Origin of the sequence: Conexibacter stalactiti, assembly GCF_033542075.1 — a bacterium.
GTDB lineage: Bacteria > Actinomycetota > Thermoleophilia > Solirubrobacterales > Solirubrobacteraceae > Conexibacter > Conexibacter stalactiti.
This window is the reverse complement of sequence record NZ_JAWSTH010000058.1, coordinates 17,753-38,520: the sequence shown is the minus strand read 5'-3', so window position 1 is coordinate 38,520 and position 20,768 is coordinate 17,753. Positions and strand designations below refer to the sequence as shown.

18 protein-coding genes are annotated in these 20,768 nt (G+C 73.3%); 14 read left to right on the top strand and 4 right to left on the bottom strand.

Annotated features, from left to right (window positions below; translation table 11 throughout):
* Positions 1-90 precede the first annotated feature (90 nt).
* From R7226_RS19550 to R7226_RS19540, 3 genes are read right to left on the bottom strand one after another with little or no spacing between them, the layout of a single operon-like run.
* Positions 91-957 carry an SDR family NAD(P)-dependent oxidoreductase gene (locus tag R7226_RS19550; protein ID WP_318598985.1) on the bottom strand — a complete coding sequence of 289 codons (867 nt, stop codon included), beginning with the start codon at positions 955-957 and terminating at the stop codon, positions 91-93.
* Positions 954-2,069, bottom strand: coding sequence for a phosphotransferase family protein (locus tag R7226_RS19545; protein ID WP_318598983.1), 1,116 nt, complete (start codon positions 2,067-2,069; stop codon positions 954-956). Before R7226_RS19545 ends, R7226_RS19550 begins: the two co-directional genes overlap by 4 nt.
* Complete coding sequence (locus R7226_RS19540) at positions 2,066-3,286, bottom strand: acyl-CoA dehydrogenase family protein (RefSeq protein WP_318598981.1); 1,221 nt, start codon at positions 3,284-3,286, stop codon at positions 2,066-2,068. The genes R7226_RS19545 and R7226_RS19540 overlap by 4 nt, the downstream gene beginning before the upstream one ends.
* Before the next feature lie 71 nt (positions 3,287-3,357).
* Here R7226_RS19540 and R7226_RS19535 point away from each other — a divergent pair, with 71 nt between their 5' ends.
* Genes R7226_RS19535 through R7226_RS19495 form a run of 9 tightly spaced genes read left to right on the top strand, consistent with a single transcriptional unit; the run spans position 3,358 to position 14,483 of the window.
* Complete coding sequence (locus R7226_RS19535; RefSeq protein ID WP_318598979.1) at positions 3,358-4,452, top strand: ABC transporter permease; 1,095 nt, start codon at positions 3,358-3,360, stop codon at positions 4,450-4,452.
* Positions 4,449-5,615, top strand: a complete 1,167-nt coding sequence (locus R7226_RS19530; protein ID WP_318598977.1) for a substrate-binding domain-containing protein — start codon at positions 4,449-4,451, stop codon at positions 5,613-5,615. The genes R7226_RS19535 and R7226_RS19530 overlap by 4 nt, the downstream gene beginning before the upstream one ends.
* Positions 5,615-8,122 (top strand): ATP-binding cassette domain-containing protein, encoded by a 2,508-nt coding sequence (locus R7226_RS19525; protein WP_318598975.1) that lies wholly within the window; start codon positions 5,615-5,617, stop codon positions 8,120-8,122. The genes R7226_RS19530 and R7226_RS19525 overlap by 1 nt, the downstream gene beginning before the upstream one ends.
* A gap of 58 nt (positions 8,123-8,180) precedes the next feature.
* On the top strand, positions 8,181-8,987 hold the full coding sequence (locus tag R7226_RS19520) for an SDR family NAD(P)-dependent oxidoreductase (RefSeq protein WP_318598973.1): 807 nt from the start codon (positions 8,181-8,183) through the stop codon (positions 8,985-8,987).
* Positions 8,988-9,023: 36 nt separating this feature from the next.
* Positions 9,024-9,953, top strand: a complete 930-nt coding sequence (locus R7226_RS19515) for an alpha/beta hydrolase (protein WP_318598971.1) — start codon at positions 9,024-9,026, stop codon at positions 9,951-9,953.
* Positions 9,954-9,956: 3 nt separating this feature from the next.
* A complete protein-coding gene (locus R7226_RS19510) occupies positions 9,957-10,934 on the top strand; it encodes a zinc-dependent alcohol dehydrogenase (RefSeq protein ID WP_318598969.1) in 978 nt (325 codons plus the stop codon).
* 15 nt (positions 10,935-10,949) lie between these two features.
* Positions 10,950-12,548, top strand: coding sequence for an AMP-binding protein (locus R7226_RS19505; protein WP_318598967.1), 1,599 nt, complete (start codon positions 10,950-10,952; stop codon positions 12,546-12,548).
* On the top strand, positions 12,545-13,492 hold the full coding sequence (locus tag R7226_RS19500; RefSeq protein WP_318598965.1) for a thiamine pyrophosphate-dependent dehydrogenase E1 component subunit alpha: 948 nt from the start codon (positions 12,545-12,547) through the stop codon (positions 13,490-13,492). The genes R7226_RS19505 and R7226_RS19500 overlap by 4 nt, the downstream gene beginning before the upstream one ends.
* Positions 13,485-14,483 (top strand): alpha-ketoacid dehydrogenase subunit beta, encoded by a 999-nt coding sequence (locus R7226_RS19495; RefSeq protein ID WP_318598963.1) that lies wholly within the window; start codon positions 13,485-13,487, stop codon positions 14,481-14,483. The genes R7226_RS19500 and R7226_RS19495 overlap by 8 nt, the downstream gene beginning before the upstream one ends.
* Before the next feature lie 18 nt (positions 14,484-14,501).
* Here R7226_RS19495 and R7226_RS19490 read toward each other — a convergent pair whose 3' ends face one another.
* Positions 14,502-15,293, bottom strand: a complete 792-nt coding sequence (locus R7226_RS19490) for a helix-turn-helix domain-containing protein (RefSeq protein ID WP_318598961.1) — start codon at positions 15,291-15,293, stop codon at positions 14,502-14,504.
* 131 nt (positions 15,294-15,424) lie between these two features.
* On the opposite strand from R7226_RS19490, the gene R7226_RS19485 reads away from it, so the two are divergent.
* From R7226_RS19485 to R7226_RS19465, 5 genes are all read left to right on the top strand, one after another.
* Positions 15,425-16,192: an SDR family NAD(P)-dependent oxidoreductase gene (locus R7226_RS19485; RefSeq protein ID WP_318598958.1), complete on the top strand. Its 768-nt coding sequence runs from the start codon at positions 15,425-15,427 to the stop codon at positions 16,190-16,192.
* Between the two features lie 73 nt (positions 16,193-16,265).
* Complete coding sequence (cofH, locus tag R7226_RS19480) at positions 16,266-18,488, top strand: 5-amino-6-(D-ribitylamino)uracil--L-tyrosine 4-hydroxyphenyl transferase CofH (protein WP_318598955.1); 2,223 nt, start codon at positions 16,266-16,268, stop codon at positions 18,486-18,488.
* A 72-nt stretch (positions 18,489-18,560) separates the two neighbouring features.
* Positions 18,561-18,827: a hypothetical protein gene (locus R7226_RS19475; protein ID WP_318598953.1), complete on the top strand. Its 267-nt coding sequence runs from the start codon at positions 18,561-18,563 to the stop codon at positions 18,825-18,827.
* A gap of 44 nt (positions 18,828-18,871) precedes the next feature.
* Positions 18,872-19,999, top strand: coding sequence for a GAF domain-containing sensor histidine kinase (locus tag R7226_RS19470; protein ID WP_318598951.1), 1,128 nt, complete (start codon positions 18,872-18,874; stop codon positions 19,997-19,999).
* Positions 19,996-20,625: a response regulator transcription factor gene (locus tag R7226_RS19465; protein WP_318598949.1), complete on the top strand. Its 630-nt coding sequence runs from the start codon at positions 19,996-19,998 to the stop codon at positions 20,623-20,625. The genes R7226_RS19470 and R7226_RS19465 overlap by 4 nt, the downstream gene beginning before the upstream one ends.
* Positions 20,626-20,768 lie beyond the last annotated feature (143 nt).

The following is a 20,768-nucleotide window of genomic DNA, read 5'->3' as shown; positions in this document are numbered from 1 at the left end:
GCCGGTCGCGCGCCCGCCGCTTGCCGCCCGCCGCCCGCCGCTTGGCGCCCGGCGCTTGCCGCCCGCCGCCCGCCGCTTGCCGCCCGGCGCCTACGCCAACATGCCGCCGTCGACGTGCAGCGTCGTGCCCGTCACGTAGCGGGCGGCGTCGGAGGCGAGGAAGACGGCTGCGCCCGCGACGTCTTCGGGAGCGGCCCAGCGACCGAGCGGGATCTGCCGCGTCGTCTCGCGCACGAACGCCTCGTCCTCGCGCAGCGCGCCGGTCAGGTCGGTCTCGACCCAGCCGGGCGCGAGGCAGACGACGCGCACGCCGCGCGGTCCCCACTCGCGCGCGGCCGATCGCGAGAGGCCGACGACGCCGGCCTTCGCGGCCGAGTAGTAGCCCATCCGCTCCAGCCCGCGGCTGGCAGCGATCGAGACGACGTTGATCGCGACCGCCGTGCCCGGCCGCGCCAGCAGCAGGGGGGCCGCCGCGCGCAGTGTGTGGTGAACGGACAGCAGGTTCAGCTCGATTCCGCGCAGCACGCGGTCGGCGCTCAACTGCTCGACGCCGCCGACCGAGCGGGCGCCGCCGGCGTTGTTGACGAGCACGTCGAGGCCGCCCAGGCGCTCGCCCACCTCCGCCATCAGTGCGTCGACGGCGGTCGCGTCGGTGACATCGGCCGGCAGAGCGATCGCGCGGACGCCGTGGCGCGCGCGGATCTCCTCCGCGACGGCGTCGAGCTGCGCCTGCGTGCGCGCGCTGAGCGCGACGTCGGCGCCGGCCTGCGCCAGCGCACAGGCGATCGCCCGCCCGATGCCCCGTCCGGCGCCGGTCACGAGCGCGACGCGGCCGGCGAGCGCGCGATGGTTTGCGGCGGATGCGCCGCGATCTGCGTCAGACGCGCCGTCCTTTGCGCCGGACGCGCCGCGGTTCGCGTCAGACGCGCCTGCCTTCGCGTCAGATGCGCCGCTCATCGCGCCGGCTCCGTCACGTCGACGGCGCCCTCGGTCAGCGCCAGCGCGCGCCGCGCGAGGTCGGGCACGCCGGCGCCGAAGCCGCGCAGGAACGGGTCGTCGCTGTCGCCCGCGAGCGCGCGGGCGTAGTTGCCCTCCATGAAGACAGCCGACTTCCACAGCGCGAGCACGACGTACCAGCGCAGCTGCTCCAGCGAGCGGCCGCTGCGCTCGGCGTAGCGGGCGACCAGCTCGTCGCGGCGAGGGAATCCGGGCTGCGCGGTCACGGCGGAGAGCGCGGCCATGCCGTCGATCGGCTCGCCGGGGTCGACCCACTGCGCGCAGAGGTAGCCGAGGTCGGCGAGCGGATCGCCGATCGTCGCCATCTCCCAGTCGAGCAGCGCGACCAGCCGCGCCGGAGCGTCAACCGCGAACAGCGCGTTGCCGAGGCGCGCGTCGCCGTGCACGATCGCGGGCGGACCGGACGGCGGCAGCTCGCGCTCCAGCCATGTCGCGACCGCCTCCATCTCCGGCAGCGAGCGCGTCCGCTGCCGCTCCCACAGCGCGCCGAAGCGGCGCAGCTGCCGCGCCAGGTAGCCGTCGGGGCGGGCGGAGCCGGCGAGCGCCGTTGCGCGCCAGTCGACGGCGTGGACCGCGGCGAGCGCGTCGACGAAGGCGAGGCCGATGCGGCGCCGCTGCGCCGGATCGTCGAGCGCGGCCGGCACCGCGTCGCCGATCGCGACCCCGTCGATCTCCGCCAGCACGACGAACGGCACGCCGATCACCGCGCGGTCGTCACTGGTCGCGAGCACCGCGGGGACCGGCACCCCGGTGCCCGCGAGCGCGCGCAGGATGTCCGCTTCGCGCAGGACGTCGTGCGCGCTCGGCGGCAGCTCGCCGCGCGGTGGGCGCCGCAGCACGACGCGCGTCGCACCCCGCTGCACGGTCAACGTCACGTTCGAGTGCCCGTCACCGAGCGGCGCGATCCGCAGCAGGGCACCGGGCTCGCCGATCGCGTGCGCGTCGAGGAAGGCCGCCAGCGTGTCGAGCACGACGAGCGGCGGGCGGCGTCCGGGACCGCCGGCGTGCGCCCAGGTGGCGGCGACGTCATCGGCGGCGAGACCGCCGCTCACGACAGCGCTCCGCACGCGGGGGCGGTGGTTCTGCCTTCGCGCGCGAGCCCGAGCAGCTCGCGCGCGATCGTCATGCGGTGCACCTCGCTGGCGCCGTCGTAGATGCGCGCGGCGCGGGCGTCGACCCACCAGCGGGCGATCGGGGCATCGGTCGCGATCCCGTGCGAGCCGAAGACCTGCACGGCGCGGTCGAGCACACGGCCGAACGCCTCCGCGACGAACGTCTTGGCGATCGCGACCTCCTGACGATGGGGGAGGTCCTGCTCGACCTTCCAGGCCGCGTGCAGCACCAGCAGCCGGGCCGCCGAGAGGTCGATCGCGGAGTCGGCGAGAAAGGTCTCGATCGCGCCCTGCTCGGACAGCGGACGGCCGAACGCGGTCCGCTCCAGCGCCCGCTCGCAGGTCAGGTCGAGCGCCGCCTGGGTCGCCCCGATCCAGCGCATCGCGTGCGCCAGCCGGCCTCCCGCCAGCCGCAGCTGAGCGATCCGCAGGCCGGCGCCCTCCTCGCCCAGCAGCGCGTCGGCCGGCACGCGCACGTCGCGCAACTCGATCTCGCAGTGGCCGCCGACGAAGTGGGCGCCGATCGTCCGCGGGTCTCGCACGAGCGTCCAGCCCGGCGTGTCGGTCGGCACGACGAACAGCGAGTAGGCGCGGCGCTGCTGCTCGGGCGGCGCGGTGCGCGCGACGACGATCGCGAAGGCCGCGCCGTCGGCGCCGGTGATGAACCACTTGCGTCCGTTCAGCACCCAGTCGCCGCCGTCGCGCGTGGCGCGCGTGCGCAGGTTGCGCGGGTCCGAGGAGGCGACGTCGGGCTCGGTCATCGCGAAGCAGGAGCGCACGCGTCCCTCCGCCAGCGGCCGCAGCCAGCGCTCCTGCTGCGCGGGCGTCGCGGCGGCGAGCAGCGTGTGCATGTTGCCCTCGTCCGGCGCCATCGCGCCGAGTCCCAGCGAGGCGAGCTGGCTGACGCCGCATTCCTGGTGCACCAGCGCCATCGAGACCTGGCCGAGGCCGAGGCCGCCCCACTCGGCCGGCAGGTGCGGGGCCCAGATCCCGCGTGCCCGCGCGCGCTCGCGCAGCGACTCGACCAGCTCCCAGCGTCCCGCGAGCTGGCCGGCGTGGTCGACCTGCGCGTCGGCCGGCAGCACGTCGTCGCGCACGAATGCGCGGACGCGCTCGACGAGCTGCTGCTGCTCCGGTGTGACGGCGAAGCTGATCATCGCTCTCCTCCTGTGCAGTGGGGTGTCCAAAGATATTGCACAACCGTGCAATGCCATGTTATGGTCGTCCAATGGAGGAGAGCAGCGACCGGCACGGGTCGCTGACGCAGGAGAGACCGGCGCCGTCGGCCCGGTCGCCCCTGTCGTCACTGACCCGTTCGCCCGCAATCGGCATCGTCATCGCGACCGCGATCCTGTTCGCGATCAGTCCGCTGCTGGCGGCGGACAGCCTCGACCGCACGTCCCTGCTGACGATGCTGCCGTTCGCGGCGGTGCTCGCGATCGCCGCGCTCGGGCAGACCCTTGTGATCCAGCAGGGCGGCATCGACCTGTCGGTCGCCGGCTCGATCTCGCTGGCGTCGGTGATCGTCACCGTCCACGCCGGCGGCGACGACGGGCGAATCGTCTCCGCGCTCCTGCTCGTGCTCGCCGCCGCGCTCGCGGTCGGGCTGCTCAACGGCGCGCTCGTCAGCTTCCTCGGGATCCCGCCGATCGTCGCCACGCTCGGCGTCAACTCGCTGCTGCTCGGCGTCGTCCAGCAGATCTCCGGCGGCTCGACCGGCGCGGCCCCCGACGGGCTGACCGACGTCGCGCTCGATCGCACGCTCGGGATTCCCAACACCGTTCTGATCGCGCTGCCGCTGATCGTCGCCGTCTACCTCGTCGTCAAGAAGACGGTCGTCGGACGGCGCTTCGAAGCGGTCGGCGTCAGCCCCCGCGGCTCCCGCGCGGCCGGCATCGCGGTGCCGCGTCACCGCTTCGCCGCATACGTCGCCGCCTCGCTCGCGTACGCGCTCGCGGGCGTGATGCTCGCCGGGTACGTCAAGACGCCCGGCATCAGCGGAGGCGACGCCTACCTGCTGCAGTCGGTCGCGGCCGTCGTGCTCGGCGGCACGGCCCTCACGGGCGGCCGCGGCAACGTCGTCGCGAGCGCGCTCGGCGCCCTCTTCCTCAGCCAGCTCAACCAGCTGGTCCTCTCGATGGGCGCACCCACCGCCGTGCAGTACCTCATCAGCGGCGCGATCATCGCCGCCGGCGTCGGCCTGCGCCGCGTCCCGCTCCGCCGGCGCCGCCCCGCGGCCACGCGGTCGGGCGCGGACGCCGCCGGCCCGACGCCCGCGGTCGCCGCCGCGACCTCGACCCCCCCAAGGAGGAGTGCAAGGTGACCAAGACGCGTGTCGTCACGACCGCGGCGATCGCGCTGCTGCTGGCGCTGCTGGCCGGCTGCGGCTCGTCGACCGGCGGCTCGGGCGGAGGCGGCGGCTCGACCGCCGGCTCCGGCTCGACCACCGGAGACGGCGGCTCAGCCGCCGTCGGCAAGCAGGGAACGCCCGATCAGCTGAGCCCGATCACCGACTTCTGCGGTGACAGACCGATCACCGTCGGCGTCGCGTTCGGCTTCGCCGGGAACACCTGGTACAACGTCGCCAAGAAGGAGTTCGAGGCGGCCGCGGCCGAATGCCCGAACATCGAGAAGGTCCTCTACGCCGACGGTCAGAACAACGCGCAGAAGGCGATCTCCGACATCCAGAGCCTCGTCGCGCAGGGCGTCGACGCGCTCGTCGTCTTCCCGAACGTCAACTCGAAGGCGATGCTGCCGGCGATCCGCGCGGCGACCCAGCGCGGCGTCAAGGTCGTCCCGACGGTCGCGAACCCGGGCGGGACGGCGGGCAAGGACTACGTCGACTTCGTCGGGCAGAGCTCGGTCAACGACGGCAGACAGATGGCCCAGTTCGTCGTCCGCGCGCTCAGAGGCAGAGGCAACGTCGTCTTCCTCGGCGGCACGCCCGGCAACACGCAGAGCGCCGAGGAGTTCGAGGGCGCGAAGGCCGTCTTCGACGAGGAGCCCGGCATCAGAGTGCTCGGCGACCGCGTCGTCGACACCAACTGGGACGTCGCGCAGTACCCGAGAATCGTCGGCGGCCTGCTGACCAAGTACGGCGACATCGACGCCGTCATGTCCGACTACGGCTCCGGTGCCGCCGCCGGCATGCGCGCCTTCCTCAGCGCCGGCAAGCCGCTGCCCGTCTTCACCGGCAGCGACGGCAACGAGTTCTCGTGCATGTACGAGAGAAACAAGAGAACGAGCCCCGAGATGGAGATCGGCTCGATGTCCTCGCGCCCGTGGATCACGCGCGTGGCACTGGCGAAGGCGATCGCGGCGGCGCAGGAGGTCCCCAACGACGATCCGTCGCTGCTGGACATCCCGCTCAACGACGACTCGCTCGCGGGCGGCGAGCAGGCGCCCAGATGCGACCCGAGACTCCCGCCGGACTTCTTCTGGTCCTCGAGACTCCCGGTCGAGGAGCAGCTGGAGGCGTTCAACTGATGAGCGCGCCGATGGCCATGCGCCTGGAGGGGATCACGAAGCGCTTCCCCGGCGTCGTCGCCCTCGACGGCGTCAGCTTCGAGCTGGCGCCCGGCGAGGTCCACGCGGTCGTCGGCGAGAACGGCGCGGGCAAGTCGACGCTGATGGCGATCGCCGCCGGCGCGCAACGGCCCGACGAGGGCAGCGTCGAGATCGCCGGCGTGCGGCTCGACGAGCCCTCGCCGGCGCTCGCCGCGCAGGCCGGGCTGGCGGTCGTCTACCAGCACCCGGCGCTGCTGCCTGACCTGACCGTCGCGGAGAACCTCGCCTTCGCGATGCCGAAGGGCCACCGTCCGCCCCTGCGGCGGGCGGCTGCCTTCGCGCGCGAGAAGCTCGCCGCGATGGAGGCCGAGATCGACCCGCTGCGGCGCGTCGGCGACCTGTCGGTGACCGAGCGTCACCTCGTCGAGCTGTCGAAGGCGCTCGCGCTGAGACCGCGGGCGCTGATCCTCGACGAGCCGACGGAGCCGCTGCGCGCGCACGAGGTCGAGCTGCTGTTCGAGAAGGTCCGCGAGCTGGCCGCGGCCGGCACCGGCATCGTCTACATCAGCCACCGCCTGCAAGAGGTGAAGGCGATCTCCGACCGCCTCACCGTCCTGCGCGACGGTCGCACGCGCGGCACCTTCGTCGCCGACGACGTCGAAGAGGACGAGATCGTCGCGCTGATCGTCGGCGGCGACCTGGAGGCCGCCTTCCCCGAGCGCGAGCCGGTCCCCGACGCGGCGCCGGTCGCGCTGTCGCTGCGCGGCTTCTCGGGCTCGCCGAGCTTCGAGGACGTCGACCTGCAGGTCCGCCGCGGCGAGGTGATCGGCCTCGCGGGCGTCGACGGCAACGGGCAGCACGAGTTCATCCGCGCGCTCGCCGGCCTGCATCCGTCCAGCGGCGAGATCGAGCTCGGCGGCGAGCGGGCCGACGTGCGCGGCCCGGTGCGGGCGGCGAGCGGAGGGATCGCCTACGTCTCCGACGACCGCCATGGCGAGGGGCTGCTGATGCCCCTGTCGGTGCGCGAGAACGCCGCCGTCGCGGCGCTGACGCGCTTCGCCCCGGCCGGCTTCGTGCAGCGCGCGCGGGAGCGCGTCGCGGTGCAGGAGCAGACGCGCGCGCTCGACGTCCGCGCCGCCTCGCTGGAGACGCCGGTGCAGTCGCTCTCCGGCGGCAACCAGCAGAAGGTCGCGCTCGCGCGGGCGCTGCTGACGCGGCCGCGGCTGCTGCTCGCCGACCAGCCGACCAACGGCGTCGACGTCGGCGCGCGGGCGCAGATCTACGCGATCCTGCGCGACGCCGCGCGCGACGGCACACCGGTCGTGGTGCGCTCCTCGGACGCGCTCGAGCTGGCCGGCTTGTGCGACCGCGTGCTGATCTTCTCGCGCGGTCACGTGGTGCGCGAGCTGAGCGGGGCGCAGCTGAGCGAGGACGCGATCACCGGCGCGGCGCTGCGCTCCACCTCCCAGCGCCGGCACGCGCAGCGCGCCGCCGCCGGCGCGCGCAGCGAGCGCACGCGGCGGTTCCTCTCGGGCGACTACGCGCCGAGCGTCGTGCTCGCCCTGCTGACGATCGCGCTGCTGGTCGTGACCGGGATGAAGGACGACGCCTACCTGTCGAGCATCTCGCTGTCGGGGATGCTGACGCTGCTGACCGTGCTCGCGTTCATCGCGCTCGGCCAGCAGATGGCGATGCTGATCGGCGGGATCGACCTGTCGGTCGGGCCGCTGGCCGGCTTCGCCGTCGTCGTCGGCTCGTTCTTCGTGACCGAGGGCGTCGGCGCCGGCGGCACGCTGCTCGGCTTCGCCGCGATGTTCGGCGCTTGCGCAGCGGTCGGCGTCGTGAACTTCGCGCTCGCGCGCTGGATCGGCATGTCGCCCGTGATCGCGACGTTGGTCACGTTCACGATGCTGCAGGGGCTCGGGCTGCTGCTGCGCGAGACGCCCGACGGCGTGATCGACACGGGCGTCGCGACGGCGCTGGGGACGACGGTCGGGTTCGTCCCGATCGCCTTCCTCGTCGCGGTCGGGCTGGCGCTGCTGCTCGAGTACGGCCTGCGGCGCACGCGCCTGGGCTTGGAGCTGCGGGCGGTCGGCTCCGACGCGGAGGCCGCGCACGCGCTCGGCGCGCGCGTGGAGCGGATGAACCTGCTCGCCTACGCCGGCTGCTCGTCGCTGACCTTCCTCGGCGCGCTCCTGCTGATGGCGCAGGTGGGGATCGGCGACTCGACCGCCGGCAGCACGTTCACGCTCTCCAGCATCACCGCGGTGGTGCTCGGCGGCGCCTCGATCTTCGGCGGTCGCGGCTCGTTCCTCGGCGCGCTGCTGGGCGCCGTGCTCGTGCAGTGCGCGACGACGGCGACGACCTTCCTCGGTCTCACGCCGCCGTGGGTCTACTGGCTCATCGGCCTGCTGACGCTGGTTGCGGCCGGGACCTTCTCGGTCGCCCGCCGACGCGCCGCGGCAACGGCTCCGGCGGCGGTCTGAGGACGCCGTGCGAGATCCGGAACCGAACCCCGTCCCATCCAAGAGGAGGCAGAGAGAGATGCAGTTGATCGGTCACTCCGCAGTCGTCACCGGCGGCGCGCAGGGCATCGGCCTCGCGATCGCGCGGCGGCTGCTTGACGAGGGCGCGAGCGTGCTGCTCGTCGACCTCAACGGCGACGGCGTGGAGGCCGCCGCGCAGCAGCTCGGCGCCGCGGCGGGCGCCAGCGGTCGCGTCGCGGCGTTCGCCGGCAGCGTCGCGGAGGAAGCCGACATGGAGGCGGCGCTCGACGCGGCGAGCGAGCGCTTCGGCGTCCCGCAGATCATCGCCAACAACGCCGGCTGGGCGAGCATGGCCCCGATCGTCGACCTGCCCGTCGACGACTGGGACCGCATCTTCGCGGTCTGCACGAAGGGCGTCTTCCTCGGCACGAAGGTCTTCGCGCGGCGCGCGATCGACGCCGGTCTGCCGGGCGCGATCGTCAACACCTCGTCGCTCAACGCGACGGCGGCGACCGAGGGCCTCGCCGCCTACTGCGCGGCGAAGGCGGCGGTCAGCCAGTTCACGAAGGTCGCGGCGCTGGAGTTCGCCCCGCACGGGATCCGCGTCAACGCGGTCGCGCCCGGCCTCACCCGCACCCCGATGTCGGAGGGCGGCTTCATGGACGGGCGGATGGGCGAGGAGTTCGTCGCCCGCACCCCGCTCGGGCGGCCCGGCGAGCCGCAGGACATCGCCAACGCCGTCGCGCTGCTCGCATCCGCGGATGCCGGCTGGGTGACGGGCGTGACCTTGAACGTCGACGGCGGAGCCCACATGCGTGGGCTCCACAACTACTGGGCGACGATGCAGGCCGAACCGGTGGCCTGAGCCGTGCCCGCTATCTGGACACCTGAAGGGAGCAGCATGCGGCGAGACATCGAGTTCACCAGCGGCGGCGAGACCGTCCGCGGATGGCTCATCCTGCCGGAGGGCGAGGGACCGCACCCGGTCGTCGTCATGGCGGGGGGCTGGTGCTACGTGAAGGAGCTGGTGCAACCGCACTACGCGGAGCACCTCGTCAACGCCGGCATGGCGGCGCTGATCTTCGACTACCGCCACCTGGGGTCGAGCGACGGGCTGCCGCGCCAGCACATCGACCCCAACAGACAGATCGAGGACTACAAGAACGCGATCACGTTCGCGACCAAGCAGCCGGAGCTCGATCCCGAGCGGCTCGCGATCTGGGGCATCTCCTACAGCGGCGGCCACGTGCTGGTCGTCGGCGCGACCGACCGCCGCGTCAGAGCGATCGTGTCGAACATCCCGGTCGTCGACGGCTGGGAGAACATGCGCCGCGTGCACGGCACGGTCGGCTTCCGCAAGCTGCGCGAGGCGATCGAGAGCGATCGCGTCAAGCGCTTCGAGACCGGCGAGCACGGCACGATCGCGATGTCGACGACGAGGGTCGGCGAGGAGGTCTGCACCTGGCCGTTCCCGGAGACGTACGAGGCCTTCAACGACCTGAAGGCCAACGAGGCGCCCGCGCACGAGCACTGGAACACGACCGAGTCGACCGAGCTGCTGCTGTCCTACTCGGTCTTCCCGTACCTGTCGCGGATCCTCGACACGCCGACGCTGATGGTCGTCGCCGACGACGACGACCTGACGCTGTGGGACAAGGAGATCGAGGCGTACAACCAGCTCGCGACGGCCGAGAAGGAGCTGTTCGTCGTGCCGCAGACCAAGCACATGACGCTCTATTCGGAGCGCAGCGCGCTCGACATCCCGGCCGCGAAGACCGCCGAGTGGCTGAGCGCGCGGCTCGTCGGCGCGGCTGAGCCGATCGCGGCGTAGAGCATGCGCGCGCTCGTGTTCCAGCGGCCGCACGAGGCCGTCGTCGTGGAGGACCGCGAGGCGCCCGCGATCGGGCCGGACGAGGTGCTCGTCCGGCTCGAGCGCCTCGGCGTCTGCCACTCCGACTTCGAGCTGCTCGAAGGCCGCTACATCATCCCCGTCACCTACCCGATCGTCCCCGGCCACGAGTGGGCCGGGGAGGTCGTGGAGACGGGGCCGGACGTGCGCGGGCTCGCACCCGGCGACCGCGTCGTCGGCGAGAGCGTGATCGGGGAGGACCACTTCGGCTTCTCGATCAGCGGCGCCGGAGCGGAGTACTTCAAGGCGCGACCGGAATGGCTGCACAAGCTGCCCGCCGGGCTGACGTGGGAGCAGGGCGCGCTCGTCGAGCCGTTCTCCGTCGCCTACCAGGCGACGAAGAGCGCCGGCGGCGTCGACGCCAGCGACCGCGTGGTGGTGCTCGGGGGCGGGCCGATCGGTCTGCTGTGCGTCGCCGCCTGCGCGGCGCAGGGTGCGACCGTCGACCTCGTCGAGCCGCAGCCGGCGCGCCGTGCGGCCGGGGAGCGGCTCGGCGCGCGGCGCGCGATCGATCCGCGTGGCGGCGGGCTCGCGGAGTGGGTCGCGGAGGGCACCGCCGGGCGCGGCTTCGAGGTCGTGATCGAGGCCTCCGGCGCGGCGCCGGCGCTCGCCTCGGCGTACGCGCTGGCCGCGCAGGGCGGCCGTGTCGTCCACGTCGGCATCAACGTGACGGACAGCCCCGCGGTCGAGCTGGGGCTGATCCAGCGCAAGGGGCTGCGCGTCGCGGGCGTGATCGGCGCGCCCGGGATCTGGCCCGAGACGATTCGCTTCCTGGCGGCGTCGGGGCTCGACCTGGCCCCGGTCGTGACGGAGGTGCTGCCGCTGGAGCGGGCGCTGGAGGCGCTCGACGCCGCGCGCGACACCGCCAACCACGTCAAGGTCCAGATCGCGACGGCCGCCTGAGCGATGGCGGTCGCGGTGACACGGCGCTCGCCGCAGGCGCGGCGCTACACGGCGGAGGGCTTGTGGGAGGGCCGCCTGCTCGACGCGCTCGTGCGCGAGGGCGCGGCGGCCTGGCCCACGCGCGTCGCGCTCGTCGACGGCGAGCGCCGTGTCACGTACGGCGAGCTGGCGCGGCTGGTCGAGCAGGCGGCCGGCGCGCTGCACGCGCTCGGCGTGCAGCGCGGCGACGTCGTCTCCTTCCAGCTGCCGAACTGGCTGGAGGCCGCCGTCGTCCATCATGCGACGCTGCGGCTGGGCGCGGTCTCGAACGCGATCGTGCCGATCTACCGCGCGCGCGAGGTGCGCTTCATCGCGCGCCAGTCGCGCGCGAAGGTGCTCGTCGTCCCGGGCGTCTTCCGCGGCTTCGACCATGCCGCGATGGCGGCCGCGCTGCGCGACGAGCTCGACACGCTCGAGCACGTCGTCGTCGTGCGCGGCGAGGCGCCGGCCGGGACCGTCACCTACGCCGACTCGCTCGGTGCGAGCGGTCGCGGGGGTGCCGTCGCGGCCGCGCCGCCGATCGCGCACGCGCCCTCCGATCCCGCGCTGCTGCTCTACACCTCCGGCACCGAAGCCGATCCGAAGGGCGTCCTGCACACGCACGAGACGGCGCTCTACGAGAGCCGCTCGATCGCGCGGCTGTACGCGCTCGACGCGCGTGACCGCGTCCTGATGCCCTCGCCGGTGACGCACGTGACGGGGCTCGTCTATGGCCTCCAGCTGCCGTTCCTGCTCGGCACGCGCGTCGTGCTGCAGGACGTCTGGGACGCGGAGCGCGCGCTGCAGCTGATCGAGCGCGAGCGCTGCAGCGTCGTGATCGGCGCGACGCCGTTCCTGCACGGGCTCGCCGGCTCGCCGTCGCTGCCGCGGCGCGACCTCTCGTCGTTGCGCGTCTTCGGCTGCGGCGGCGCCGACGTGCCGCCGGAGCTGATCCGCAGCGCCAGCCGCACGCTCGGGATCCGCGCCTCGCGGCTGTACGGCTCGACCGAGTGCCCGGCCGTGACCGGCAGCGCGATCGACGCGCCCGAGCACTGCCACGCCGACACCGACGGGCGGCCGATCGGCGGCGGCGAGGCGCGCGTCGTCGACGAGCAGGGGAGACCGGTCGGGGCCGGGGTGCGCGGCCTGCTGCAGGTGCGCGGGCCGGAGCTGTGCCTCGGCTACCTCGACCCGGCGCTCAACGCGGCCGCGTTCGACCGCGACGGCTGGTTCCGCACCGGCGACGTCGCGGTGATCGACGACGAGGGCTGCGTGCGGATCGCCGGGCGTGCGAAGGACGTCATCGTGCGCGGCGGCGAGAACATCAGCGCCAAGGAGGTCGAGGACCTGCTGTTCGAGCATCCCGCGGTGCGCGAGGTCGCGGTCGTCGGCTACCCCGACGCGGTCCTCGGCGAGCGCGCCTGCGCGGTCGTCGTCGCCGACGGCGAGCTGACGCTGCCGGAGCTGGTCGCCTTCCTGCGCGCCCGTGAGGTCGCCAACCAGAAGCTGCCCGAGCGGCTCGAGCTGGTCGCGGAACTGCCGAAGACGTCGAGCGGCAAGGTGCAGAAGTTCCGTCTCCGCGAGGCGCTCGCATGAGCGCCGAGCTGCTCGCGGACGTGACGACGATGGCGCGGATCCGCGCCTTCGAGGAGCGCGTCGCGCGCGCCTTCCGCGACGGGCGCATTCCCGGCTTCGTGCACGTCTCGATCGGCCAGGAGGCGGTCGCGGCCGGCATCTGCGGGGCGCTCGAGCGGCGCGACATGATCACGACGACCCATCGCGGCCACGGTCACTGCCTCGCGAAGGGGGCGGACGCCGGCGCGATGATGGCCGAGCTGTTCGGCCGGGCGACCGGCACCTGCGGCGGCAAGGGCGGCTCGATGCACATCGCCGACCCGTCCGTCGGCGTGCTCGGCGCCAACGGGATCGTCGGCGCCGGGATCCCGATCGCGGTCGGGGCCGCGCTGGCCGCCAAGCTGCGCCGCAGCGGCGCGATCGCGGTCGCGTTCGCGGGCGAGGGGACGGTCCATTCGGGCGCCTTCCACGAGGCGTTGACGCTCGCGGTGCTGTGGGAGGCGCCGGTCGTCTTCGTGATCGAGAACAACCGCTTCGCCGAGTTCACCGACAGCGAGGCGATGTGGCGCGGCGCGCCGCTGCTGGAGCGGGCGCTCGGCTACGGCCTCGCGGCCGCCGAGCGGGTCGACGGCAACGACGCGGTCGCCGTGCGCGGCGCGGCGGCGGAGGCGGTCGCGGCGACGCGCGCCGGCGGCGGCCCGCGGCTGCTGGAGGCGATGACCTACCGCCACCACGGGCACTACGAAGGCGATCCGGCCGCCTACCGCGACGAGGCCGAGACGGCCGCGTGGCTGGAACGCGACCCGTTGGAGGTCGCGCGCCGGGCGCTGCGCGAGCGCGGCGAGGAGGGTGCGCTCGACGCCGCCCGCGCCGCCGCGGAGGAGGAGATGGACGCGGCCGTCGCCGCGGCGCTGGCCGCCCCGCCGCCGCCGCTGGAGAGCGCGCTGGAGCACGTCGGTGGGTGACAGGGAGGCGACGCGCCCGCCGCGCTACGTCGAGGCCGTCGCACGGGCGCTCGGGGACGAGCTGGCGGCCGACGACGACGTCGTCGTGCTCGGCGTCGACGTCGGTGCGGCCGGCGGCGCCTACGGCGCCACGCGCGGGCTGCACGAGCGCTTCGGGCCCGCGCGCGTGATCGACACCCCGATCGCCGAGGCCGGCGTGCTCGGGGCGGCCGTCGGTGCCGCGATGGCGGGGCTGCGCCCGGTCGTCGAGATCATGTACATGGACTTCCTGACCGTCTGCCTCGACCCGATCGTCAACCAGGCGGCGAAGCTGCCGTACATGACCGCGGGCGGCGTGCGGATGCCGATCGTCTTCCGCACGCAGACGGGCGGCGGCCGCTCCAGCGGCGCCCAGCACTCGCAGAGCCTCGAAGCCGTGCTCGCGCACGTGCCGGGGCTGAAGGTCTTCCTGCCGGGCGACGCGCGCGACGCCTACGACCTGCTGCGCGCCGCCGTGCGCGACGACGGCCCTGTGGTCGTCGTCGAGAACCGCCGCCTGTACAACCGCCGCGCCGAGGACTTCGACAGCCGCGCGCCACTGCCGCCCGGGCGCGCGCGGATCGTGCGCGCGGGCACGGCGGCGACTGTCGTCGCGTGGGGGCGGATGGTCGACGAGGTCGTGCGCGCCTGCGCCGATGACGGACCGCTTGCCGGCGTCGACCTCGAGTTGGTCGACCTGCGTACGCTCGTCCCGCTCGACCTCGAGACGGTCGTGCAGAGCGTGCTGAAGACCGGTCGCGCGCTGGTCGTGCACGAGGCCGTCACGGCCTTCGGGCCCGGCGCCGAGATCGCCGCCCGCATCGACGAGCGGCTGCGCTACGACGTGGAGGGGCCGATCCGCCGGCTCGGCGCGCTCGCGAGCCCGGTCCCGTACGCCCCGCAGCTCGAAGCGGCGGTGCTGCCGGACGCGGACGGGATCGCGGCCGCGGTGCGCGCCCTGCTGGAGGGCTGAGCGGGCCGCGGCCGTCCGCTAGTCGAAGCTCTGATCGGCCATGCGCGGGTCGTTGCGCCGCCGCACGACCAGCCAGACCGAGCGGCTCGGCTCGTCGCCGAGCGTCCAGAAGCGGTGCGGCTCCATCGAGTCGAACGAGATCGAGTCGCCGGGGCCGAGCTCGAAGCTGCGGAAGCCGATGCGGATGCCGAGCCGCCCTTCGAGGATCAGGCCGTACTCGTAGCCGCCGTGCCGCATCAGGTTGTCCTCGGGGCACGACTCCGCGCCGACCTCGTAGGTCACGTAGAGGAAGTCGACGGCGGCGTCGTCGTGAGCGGTGAGTCGCTCCCATCTGACGCCGGGCAGGTTGACCGAGGAGCGCGAGTCGACGCGCTGGACCGGGTCGTCGCGCTCGTGGCCGAGCGGCGCATCGACGAGCGCATGCGCGCGCAGCAGGGCCCCTTCGACCGCGCCGTCGCCGCCGTCGCCGGCGCGCTGCACGACCGGTTCGCGGCCGCCGACGACGGCGCCGCCGGAGCCCGCGCTCGCGCCGCCCGCGAGCGCCGCGTCTCCGCCGCCCTCGCGCATCAGCTCGTCGACGGACAGTCCGAGCTCGTCGACGATCTGGTAGAGCGTGCCGATCGACGGATTCGCCTTGCCCAGCTCGATCGCCGAGATGAGGCTGGGGGAGACGCCGATGCGGCGGGCGAGCTCGCGCACGCCGACGCCGCGCGCCTCGCGGTCGCGCCGCAGCCGCGCGCCGACGTCTCGCAGCGCGACATGGGTTGCGTCGGCCGGCGGGCCCTCCTCGGTCTTGCGCGGTGGCGGCATCTTGGATCCCCTGGGATTGTGCAATCGAGATCGACGTTCGACGAAGAATCTCCGTCGGCGTCGCGGGCAAGTGTACAATGCGGCTGGACGAGATGCGAGGGGTGAACGTCGCCCCCGACCGAGGAGAGAAGATGCGATTCGAGGGCAAGGCCGCGCTCATCACGGGCGCGGGCTCCGGCATGGGCCGAGCGATGGCGCGCGCCTTCCAGCGCGAGGGCGCACAGGTCGTGGCGGTCGACGTGCGCGCTGAGGCGGCGGAGCAGACCGTCGCGGCGATGTCCGCCGAGAGGGGTGGACGCGACAGCTTCGCGCTCGCCGTCGACGTGACCGACGGCGCGGCGGTCGACGCCGCCGTCGAGCAGGCGATCGCGCGCACCGGCGGCCTCGACGTGCTCTGCAACAACGCCGGCGTGCTCGACGGCTACGCGCCCGCGCACGAGACCTCGCTCGACCTCTGGCAGCGGGTGCTGTCGGTCAACTTGACCGGCCCGTTCCTGCTCGCGCGTCGCATCGCACCGCACATGGCCGAGCGCGGCGGCGGCGCGATCGTCAACACCGCCTCGATCTCGTCGTTCGTCGCCGGCGGCGGCGGCGCCGCGTACACCGCTTCCAAGCACGGGCTGCTGGGGCTGACGAAGCAGCTCGCGTTCGACTACGGCCGCGACGGCGTGCGCGTCAACGCGATCTGCCCGGGCGCCGTCGCGACCGAGATGACCGCCTCGCTGCGCGTGCCCTCGGAGGCCAACGCGCACGTCGACGCGCAGATCGCCGCCACGCCGGCCGGCCGCTGGGCGGAGCCCGAGGAGATCGCCAACCTCGCGCTCTACCTCGCGAGCGCCGAGGCGTCGTTCATCCACGGGACCCCGGTCCTGATCGATGGAGGTTGGACGCTGTCCTGAGCGAGCGCCCGCGCGGCGCGAGTTCGGCGTCGATGGAACTGTTCGCGGCGGGGGCGTTCTACACTGCACGCGAATGGCGCGCCGGGTCACCTTCAGCCGCAATCTGACGCTCTCGCTGTCGCGCTCGTGCCAGTGCTACTGCAAGTACTGCGCGTTCTCGACCCACCAGGCGCATCTGCACACGCCCGACGAGGTCGAGGCGATCATCGACGGAGCGGCGCGGCGCAACGTCAAGGAGCTGCTCGTCCTGACCGGCGAGAAGCCGGAGGTCAACCCGCTCGTCGCCAGAAGACTGGTCGAGTACGGCCACGAGGACTTCACCGCCTACGTCGTGTGGGCCTGCGAGCGAGCGCTGGAGCGCGGCCTGCTGCCGCACACCAACCTTGGCGTGCTCGACCGCAGAGACCTCGGCCGCCTGCGCGAGGTGACCGCCTCCCAGGGGCTGATGCTGGAGTCGATCTCCGAGCGGCTGATGGAGACCGTCCACGCCGGCTCGCCGACGAAGCATCCGCAGGTGCGCCTGCAGACGATCAAGGACGCCGGCGCGCTCAGAATCCCCTTCACCAGCGGCATCCTCGTCGGCATCGGCGAGACGGAGGAGGAACGCGTCGCGTCGCTGGAGGCGCTCGCGGCGGTCCACGCCGAGTACGGCCACATCCAGGAGATCATCCTCCAGAACTTCGTCCCGCACGATCGCTACTACGGCAGAGACGTCGGCGCGATCGCGGACGAGTCGGCACGCGCGTACTGGCGCACCGGCGTCGCCGACGGCCGCCCCGAGCTGCCGCTGCCGAGCTGGGCGACCCCGGTCACCGTCGCGGACATGAAGCGGCTCGTGCAGGAGACCCGCCGGCTGATGCCCGACGTCGGCATCCAGATCCCGCCGAACCTCGCCGACTGGTGGGACGAGCTGCTGGCGGCCGGCGCGACCGACCTCGGCGGTCTCTCCGCCAACGGCGACCACATCAGCCCCGAGCATCCCTTCCCGAGCCCGCATCAGGTCCGCAAGAGACTGCAGAGAGACGGGATCGCGCTGACCGAGCGGCTCTGCGTCTACCCGCAGTACATCGACCAGGAGTGGATGTCGCAGGGCGTCCTCGACGTCGTGAAGCTGAAGTACTGGAGCTTCATCCCCAGGCGCGGTTCCGGCCGTACGGATCCGCCGTTCGCGATCAACAGAGAGCTCGTCGGGCCTGCGATCGAGAAGGGCCGCGACGGCAAGGCGCTGAGCGAGCACGAGCTGACGGCGCTGTTCGCCGAGACGCGCCCGGAGGCGGTGCAGGAGATCCGCGAGGCGGCCGACGAGCTGCGTGCCGAGCTGGCCGGCGATCTCGTCACGTTCGTCGTCAACCGCAACATCAACATCTCCAACGTCTGCACCGTCGGCTGCGCCTTCTGCGGCTTCGGCCAGGGCAGACGCTCGCCCGACGCCTACCAGCACGACGAGGCCGAGTTCGTGCAGCGGATCCACGACGCGCTCGACTACGGCGCGACCGAGCTGTGCATCCAGTCGGGGATCCACCCGGACTGGGAGTTCGACGAGTACCTCAGATGGCTGCGGGTCGCCAAGCGCGTCGCGCCCGAGATCCATCTGCACGCCTACTCGCCGATGGAGATCGCGCACATGCAGGACATCTCCGGCGGGCTGCCGCTGAGCGAGATCTTCGCCCGTCTGCGTGACGCCGGCCTCGGCTCCACGCCGGGCACGGCCGCGGAGGTGCTGCATGACGGCGTGCGGGAGCGGATCAGCCCGAACAAGCTGCCGGTCGCGCGCTGGGTCGAGGTGATCGAGGCCAGCCACAACGCCGGCCTGCGCTCCACCAGCACGGTGATGTTCGGCCACATCGAGGAGCCGTGGGAGCTGGCCGAGCACATGCGCGTGATCCGCGAGCTGCAGGAGCGGACCGGCGGCATCACGGAGTTCGTGCCGCTCTCCTTCATCCCCTTCCAGACGCTGCTCGGCCGCACCCACGGCGTCGAGGAGATCTCCCGCGAGGACAACCTCAAGCACACGGCCGTCTTCCGGCTCGCGCTCGGGCGGACGATCCGCAACGTGCAGGCGAGCTGGGTCAAGATGGGGCTGGAGTCGGCGACCGAGGCGCTGCGCTGGGGCGTCAACGACCTCGGCGGGACGCTGATGGAGGAGTCGATCAGCCGCCTCGCCGGCAGCCAGCACGGCACCAAGCTCGACCCCGATCAGCTCGTCGCCGCCGCCCACGCCGCCGGCCGCCCGGCCGCCGAGCGCACCACGCTCTACGAGCTGCGGCGGCGCTACGAGATCCCCGCCGCGGCGTAGTCCCCCCGAAACGGGGGGTAATAGCCGCGCGCCGGGTTCCCTGCCTGGCGAACGGGGAGGAACCTCGCACGCATGCCGTGTGAGACCGCCCACTTCTACCCGGCTGACAGCGGCGCCCTGGTGGCGGCCGCGCTCGCCTGCCCGGTCTGCCTCTCCTCGGCCGTACGGTGGTCGCTCGACGGCGGGCGGTACGATCGTCGTGCGCGCTGCGCCTGCACGACATGTGGTCACGAGCGTGACGTCTTCCTCACGCCCGAGCAGGCGCTGCGCCTTTCGCTGCATCGCACATGCCCGCTCGACCTGACGTTCCACTCGCCCGACCTGCTGACAGCGTTCTGAGCGGCGAGTCGCCCCTGCCTCCGCGGCCCTCCCATGAGCCGAGCATGTTCGGCGGCGTCGAGCCGCTGGAGGTGTTCGTCGACCTGCTCTCCGAGATCGAGAGCGACACCACGTCGAGCGAGTTCTACCACCGCATCTGCGAGGCGATCTGCCGCCTGACGACGATGCGGCGGGCGGCGATCTTCCTCTACGACGCGGGCCGGATGCGCGTCCGCGCCGTCGGCTCGCACGGGATCTCCTTCACGCGCCTGGCGAAGCTGCGCCCGACGCTGCACGACGCGCCGATCGCCCAGCGCGCGCTGCTGGAGGACCGCGTGATCGTCGTCAAGTCCGACGCGATCGACAGAGAGGTCCCGCCCGACTACGCGCAGCTGCTCGGCATCACCGCGCTCGTCTGCACGCCGCTGGCCGCCGCCGGCCACCGCTACGGCGTGATCGTCGCCGACCGCGGCGCCGGCGACTTCGAGCTGGGCGACGGCGAGCGCCATCTGATGTGGACGCTCGGCAAGACCGCCGCGCTCGCCGCCACGGCGCGCAACGCGACCCGTCAGCAGGAGCGCACCCGCCGCCTCGGCGAGCGGATCGACCTCGCGCGCGAGATCCACGAGCGCGTGATGCAGCGCCTGTTCGGCGTCTCGCTCGTGCTCTCGACCGAAGCGGACCTCAGCCCCGAGCTGCGCGAGCGCTGCCGCACCGAGATGGGCGAGGCGCTCGCCGACCTGCGCTCGGCGCTGGAGCGGCCGCTGGCGCCGATGGCGTACGAGACCGGCACGACGCTGAGAGCCGAGCTGGAGCGCCACGCGCGCGAGAGCAACCTGCCGATCGTGCTGTCGTGGGACGAGGGCGTCGAGGTGCCGCGCAGACTCGAGGGGCTCGCCCAGTCGGTCCTCGGCGAGGCGCTGCGCAACGTCAAGAAGCACGCCGATCCGTCGCGCGTCTCGGTCGCCGTCCGGCGCGCCGAGGACACTTTCACGCTGGAAGTCCGCAACGACGGGATCACCGGCGGGATCGCCGCCGGCGTCGGCGGCAGCGGCGGCATGGGGCTGCGGCTGGCGGCCTTCGAGGCGCTGCAGCACAACGGCTTCGTCGAGTTCGGCCCGGAGAAGGCGGCGCAGCCGCCCGGTTGGCGGGTTCGGCTCGTGGTGCCCGTGGAGGAGACGGAAGAGGGATGAACAGCCTGCCGACCACGCCGATCGAATCCGAGCGCCGCCTGCGCGTGCTCGTCGTCGACGATCACGACGTCGTCCACTGGGGCTTCCGCCTGCTGCTCGGCGAGCAGTCGTGGGTCGAGCGCTGCGTCGCCGCCAGAAACGCCAGGGAGGCGCTGGAGCTGACGAAGCGCTACCGCCCGCACGTCGCGCTCGTCGACCTGTTCGTCGGCGACGAGTCGGGCGCTGACATCTGCGAGTCGATCCGCTCCTCCTCGCCGGAGACGCGCGTGCTGCTGATCTCGGGCGCCGGGCGGATCTCGCCGCACGCCGCGAAGGCGGCCGGCGCCTCGGGCTTCGTCTCGAAGGACTGGGGCGCCCACGACGTCGCGATGGCGGTGCGGATGGTCGGGCTCGGGATGACGATGTTCCCGCCGCAGGCCGACCAGCCCTCGACGCTGCTGTCCGAGCGCGAGCGCGAGGTGCTCGACCTGATCTCGACCGGCTCGACCAACCGCGAGATCGCCGAAGCGCTCTACCTCTCGCCGCACACCGTCAAGGAGCACACGAGCGCGCTCTACCGCAAGCTGAAGGCGCGCAATCGCGCCGAGGCCGTGCAGCGCGCGCAGCGCATCGGCCTGCTGGGTTGAGCGGCCGCGCGCCCGGGCCGCCGCCCGCCTCGCGCCGCTACACAAAAGCCCAGCAAAAGTGACACGGGCCCCACGGCGGTCCGTCAGTGCCCCCCCACCCGGGGGGATGGGTCGCAACGAGGGTTGTGGCGGCTCATAACGCG

What these genes read in the sequence shown, in the direction of transcription:
- R7226_RS19515 (WP_318598971.1), top strand. Translation starts at nt 9,024, where the DNA reads ATGCGGCGAGACATCGAGTTCACCAGCGGCGGCGAGACCGTCCGCGGA.
- R7226_RS19525 (WP_318598975.1), top strand. Translation starts at nt 5,615, where the DNA reads ATGAGCGCGCCGATGGCCATGCGCCTGGAGGGGATCACGAAGCGCTTC.
- R7226_RS19550 (WP_318598985.1), bottom strand. Translation starts at nt 957, where the DNA reads ATGAGCGGCGCATCTGACGCGAAGGCAGGCGCGTCTGACGCGAACCGC.
- R7226_RS19475 (WP_318598953.1), top strand. Translation starts at nt 18,561, where the DNA reads ATGCCGTGTGAGACCGCCCACTTCTACCCGGCTGACAGCGGCGCCCTG.
- R7226_RS19535 (WP_318598979.1), top strand. Translation starts at nt 3,358, where the DNA reads ATGGAGGAGAGCAGCGACCGGCACGGGTCGCTGACGCAGGAGAGACCG.
- R7226_RS19470 (WP_318598951.1), top strand. Translation starts at nt 18,872, where the DNA reads ATGTTCGGCGGCGTCGAGCCGCTGGAGGTGTTCGTCGACCTGCTCTCC.
- R7226_RS19540 (WP_318598981.1), bottom strand. Translation starts at nt 3,286, where the DNA reads ATGATCAGCTTCGCCGTCACACCGGAGCAGCAGCAGCTCGTCGAGCGC.
- R7226_RS19490 (WP_318598961.1), bottom strand. Translation starts at nt 15,293, where the DNA reads ATGCCGCCACCGCGCAAGACCGAGGAGGGCCCGCCGGCCGACGCAACC.
- R7226_RS19510 (WP_318598969.1), top strand. Translation starts at nt 9,957, where the DNA reads ATGCGCGCGCTCGTGTTCCAGCGGCCGCACGAGGCCGTCGTCGTGGAG.
- R7226_RS19500 (WP_318598965.1), top strand. Translation starts at nt 12,545, where the DNA reads ATGAGCGCCGAGCTGCTCGCGGACGTGACGACGATGGCGCGGATCCGC.
- cofH (WP_318598955.1), top strand. Translation starts at nt 16,266, where the DNA reads ATGGCGCGCCGGGTCACCTTCAGCCGCAATCTGACGCTCTCGCTGTCG.
- R7226_RS19520 (WP_318598973.1), top strand. Translation starts at nt 8,181, where the DNA reads ATGCAGTTGATCGGTCACTCCGCAGTCGTCACCGGCGGCGCGCAGGGC.
- R7226_RS19485 (WP_318598958.1), top strand. Translation starts at nt 15,425, where the DNA reads ATGCGATTCGAGGGCAAGGCCGCGCTCATCACGGGCGCGGGCTCCGGC.
- R7226_RS19465 (WP_318598949.1), top strand. Translation starts at nt 19,996, where the DNA reads ATGAACAGCCTGCCGACCACGCCGATCGAATCCGAGCGCCGCCTGCGC.